This is a genomic window from Aliihoeflea sp. 40Bstr573 (assembly GCF_024105655.1).
Lineage (GTDB): Bacteria > Pseudomonadota > Alphaproteobacteria > Rhizobiales > Rhizobiaceae > Aliihoeflea.
Genome location: NZ_JAAAMH010000048.1, coordinates 1 through 4,205, shown reverse-complemented (window position 1 = coordinate 4,205; position 4,205 = coordinate 1). Strand labels below are relative to the sequence as shown.

5 protein-coding genes are annotated in these 4,205 nt (G+C 57.9%); 1 reads left to right on the top strand and 4 read right to left on the bottom strand.

Annotated features, from left to right (window positions below; translation table 11 throughout):
* Positions 1–89 precede the first annotated feature (89 nt).
* Positions 90–371, bottom strand: coding sequence for an FMN-binding negative transcriptional regulator (locus GTK01_RS20770; RefSeq protein ID WP_252929742.1), 282 nt, complete (start codon positions 369–371; stop codon positions 90–92).
* Between the two features lie 21 nt (positions 372–392).
* Entirely contained in the window at positions 393–1,004 is a 612-nt protein-coding gene (locus GTK01_RS20765; RefSeq protein ID WP_252929741.1) for a LysE/ArgO family amino acid transporter, read from the bottom strand.
* A gap of 92 nt (positions 1,005–1,096) precedes the next feature.
* On the opposite strand from GTK01_RS20765, the gene GTK01_RS20760 reads away from it, so the two are divergent.
* A complete protein-coding gene (locus GTK01_RS20760) occupies positions 1,097–1,993 on the top strand; it encodes a LysR family transcriptional regulator ArgP (protein ID WP_252929739.1) in 897 nt (298 codons plus the stop codon).
* 192 nt (positions 1,994–2,185) lie between these two features.
* On the opposite strand, the gene GTK01_RS20755 is transcribed toward GTK01_RS20760, so the two are convergent.
* Together GTK01_RS20755 and GTK01_RS21160 are read right to left on the bottom strand one after the other, a co-directional pair.
* Positions 2,186–3,808 carry a tyrosine-type recombinase/integrase gene (locus tag GTK01_RS20755; RefSeq protein ID WP_252929737.1) on the bottom strand — a complete coding sequence of 541 codons (1,623 nt, stop codon included), beginning with the start codon at positions 3,806–3,808 and terminating at the stop codon, positions 2,186–2,188.
* A 2-nt stretch (positions 3,809–3,810) separates the two neighbouring features.
* Positions 3,811–3,990, bottom strand: coding sequence for a helix-turn-helix transcriptional regulator (locus GTK01_RS21160; RefSeq protein ID WP_371924446.1), 180 nt, complete (start codon positions 3,988–3,990; stop codon positions 3,811–3,813).
* Positions 3,991–4,205 lie beyond the last annotated feature (215 nt).

Here is a 4,205-nt window from a genome sequence, read left to right as displayed (position 1 = left end):
GCTGCTGGAGCCTATCGGCAACATCCCGCCGGCCGAAGCCGAGGAACGCTACTACGCCATGCTGGAGCAGCCAGACATGGCAGCGTAACTTAATTCAAACGGCCTCCGGCAAACCCGGGGCGATTCAAAATGTAACCGTCGACCCCCCGAAAGATGGCCATAACCTCCTGACCATCCGCAACTGTGCGATGCATCTCGTTGGCAATAGCAAAGTGCCCAATCAGGTCGCCGGCCTTGTCGAACATGAGGGGCACATGGTTGGCGACCAGACCCTCCGAAGAATTTGCAACCACGCAGGCCAAGGGTGCGCCGGCAATGATCGACGCAATTTCGGCGGGATCAACTTCCTTGAAATGGTCGGGTAGGTACATCAGTCGCTCCGATCAGAAACGTTATGCGCCGGTGACGAGCCTAAGCGCGATCGCCCACATCACCAAAGCGATTATGGCCTCTAAAATGCGCCAGGCCACTGGCTTTGCAAAGATCGGTCGCAGCAGCGAAGCGCCGAAGCCTAAGGCGAAGAAGAACAGAAACGATCCTGTGACTGCGCCAGCGGCAAACGCAGATTGTTGCTCACCGAACTGGGTGGAAATTGAACCCAGCAGGACTACCGTGTCGAGGTAGACATGGGGGTTCAGCCACGTCAGGGCGAGGCACGTCAGCAGCGTCGGCAAAAGCGGCTTGGTAGCTTGGTCGCTCTCGACAGAAAGGGTGTTCGTAGAGCGCAAGGCGGACATCATACTTCTTGCACCATACCATGCGAGGAACGCCGCGCCGCCGAGCCTCATCACGGGATCGACCCAAGGTAGCCAGTTCGCTATCCGCGCAAAGCTGGTAACGCCGATTACGATCAGCACAGCGTCAGAGACTGCACAAGTCAGACTGACAGCAAGCACATGCTCGCCTTTGAGCCCCTGTCGCAGGACGAAGGCATTTTGCGCACCAATGGCTACAATAAGGCTCAGGCCCATTCCGAGGCCGGTGAAGAAAATCGATGGGTTCATGGTGAAAATTCGTGCTGCATCCGCGTTGGCGTAAACGCCAAACTTGCATTAGACCAGTTAAAGTAGCTAACGCAGCATAAGGCTGGCTAATTATGCTTGATTACAGTGCCGCAGCAGCAGTTGCGGCGATCGTGCGCACGGGCAGCTTCGAAAAGGCTGCGAAAGCCCTCAACGTTACGCCCTCCGCCATTTCGCAGCGCGTGAAGCAGCTTGAGGAACGTATGGGAGCGGTGCTGATAGAGCGTGGCGTACCGTGCCGCGCCACCGACAAGGGAGCATGGCTGTGTCGGCACATGGAATTGGTCGGTCAGTTGGAGAACGATCTGGTCGTACAACTGCCCGAGCTTGGCGATGTTTCGAGCGGACCGGTAACTGTCGATGTGGCTGTGAACGCAGACAGCCTCGGAACCTGGTTCTTGCCAGCAGTGGCGGGTTTCACCAGGCGCTCCAATGTGATGCTCAACATCGCCGTAGACGATCAGGACTACACGGTCGATTGGTTGAAGCGAGGCCGGGTTCTCGCCGCCGTAACGTCAATGCCGCAGCCAGCGGCGGGCTGCACCGTTACGGCGTTAGGTCATCTGCGCTACGTCGCAACAGCCAGCCCAGAGTTCATGAAAAGGTATTTCGCAGACGGGGTCAAAGCGGAAGCGATGTCGCAAGCACCTGTGCTCACATTTAACAACAAGGACACCATGCAAGGGGATTGGCTCGCAGCCAATCTTGGATCAAACCCAGCGCCGCCGACGCATTGGCTCCCATCGACGCATGGATTTGTCGATGCTTGTATTCTCGGAATTGGCTGGAGCCTCAACCCGATAGACCTTGTGGCGGCCCATATCGAGGCCGGGCGTCTTGTTGAGCTTATCCCCGGCGCAACCACGGCTATCCCGCTCTACTGGCAAGTTAGTCGCTGGGCTCAGACCCAGTTTCCGGAGTTGACGCAACACGTCGTCAATACCGCCAAGATCTCGCTTTCACAGCGCTAGGGTCGATGTCGGCTTTCGGGACTGCAAAGCCACAAGCTAGATGACCGGAATGGGGTCGTGTGCTGACCAGGCAAACTTTGCCTGACAAGGCGGACCCGAACGGCAGCTAACCGCCGAGCGATCCCCAAAAGCGGACCATCCGGAAACGGCCCCGGTCCCGACAATGCGAAGCGCGCCCTCGTAGCGACAAGCCTAACCCTCCGCATATCGCTGATAGATGACTCTTGCTCGCGCGTAGTCGGGATCTGCTTCGTTGATCCTCCCGTTGTGATATCCAGCATAAAGCTCGACCTCACTGCGGAGGGAGAGAGCCCGCCGGCAAAGATCGTCAAGCAACTCTTCCCGCTCACTTTCCTGCATGGAAGCATAGTGCCTGCGGATTGTCTCTTGCGGCGTATGACCAAGATTGAGCTGCAAGGCCACTTCCTCGCTGATCTGCATTTTACCTCGTTTTGAGAGGAATGGATGGAGGACCTTGCGGAAGTCATGTGACGAGATGGCGTCTTCTGGAATTCCGGCGGCTCGGGCTGCATCCTTGATGATCCGTTGCACCGGTGCATCGGATTTCCAGCATTGTGTCGCTTCGGCTTCGGCGGGTCGGTAGCCCAGTCCGATGCCATTTGGTTGAATGTATCGATCCGGGACGAAGAATGGCGCCTCGTCGTCAAAGCCATTCGCGCTGCGCCATCGCGCCCATTGCTGGATTGCATCAAGCAGTCCGGAGCCAAGATCCAGACAGTAGGTCCGGATGTGTTTGCCTAATTTTGTGCTTACCTCGCGCGGGTCCTGATTGACCCATCTTGTGTTCGTGTTCACGTGCTTGCCGCGGAGCGTGATGAGGGCCGCAACGCGAATCCCAGTCACGATGAACATTGCGACAATAGCTCGGTCCCGAAGCTCGATCGGCGTCGATGCGGGCATGGTCGCAAAAATGTACAACACCTTATCGAAGGTGAGGCTCGTTCCCTTCACCATGCCCGCCTCGGCTGCCCGTTCTTTGCGAGCCAGTCTGAAATAGCCGGGAAGGTCGGGATCCATCTCGAAGGCCGGCCGACGCTGCAGCCATCTGAAGAGACCGCCGCAGCGATCCAGAGTGTGCAGAACCGTCGACCAACTTAGCCCCTGACTGCCGCCAAGCTCCCGCCTCCTGCGAAGCTCGTCCTTGAACCTGCGCACATCGGCGATGCCGATCTGCTCGAATGGCTTGTGGCCCAGGAATGCGCTCATGCGTCCGGCAGCGCGTAGGTATTCATCTACTGTTCTGGCATCCCATCCGCGGTTGCTTTCCAGATAGATCCGGAAGTCGTAGAGCCAGCGCAAATTGGAACTGCTGGTTTCGGTGGGGATCGAGGCCCCGTTTCTGCCAATAGCCCCCGAGACCGCTTCACCAATTACGTCGGAGGAGTCTCCGGGGATATTGATGGAAGCGGCAAAGACTTCAGGCATTTCGTCAGGCGGCAAATCGACCTCTAGCATGTTGTGGCAATCCGTGCACATGCCTGTCACTGATACGCATTTCATGTCAGCCGAAGTGGTCTTGATCGTGCCGGTAATCAGCGCCTTGAAGCCAATGCAGGTCGAGCAGAGCAAGCGTCCCTCTTGTGGCGAGCGACCATCCGGCCAGCGCATTTTTGTCAAGAACTGGCGCAGCTTGTATCCCGCAAGCAGTTGAGGACGCCTGCTGTCGATCGGCTTCAGTCCGGCACGTATCCAGTTCGAGATGGTTCCGTCACTCACGTCGTACAGCGAGCGGACTTCGTTACGAGAATAGACCCAGTGGCGACGTGCCTTGCTCGGATCGTGTTTGCTGGACATGATCAGCGACCGGTCTGCCGGAGCGCTTTTCGGGCCGCAACATAGCGGTCCAATTCCGACCGGTCCCAGCGCGTCGAACCACCGACCTTTATGGGAGCGGGGAACTCGGAATCCTTGCGCGGCAAACGCCAAACTGTGGAGACGCTCACATCCAGATAGCTTGCAACTCCTTCAGCCGTCATCAAGCGAGGGTTGAAGGCGGACGCCGTTCGCTTTGAGGGATCGTCCAGCGTCGAATTCGTGACCTCCGTCGGCTTTGCTTCGAACTCAGTTTGTCAATGACCACGGAATCGGGACCCTGTATTTTCGCGCAAAAGGGACCCCGGTTTAGAGCTGGTGAAGGGCGCGCCGGTTAGCGCCCGATCAGGCGAAGCTGGTCGGGGTTTGCACAGCCTGA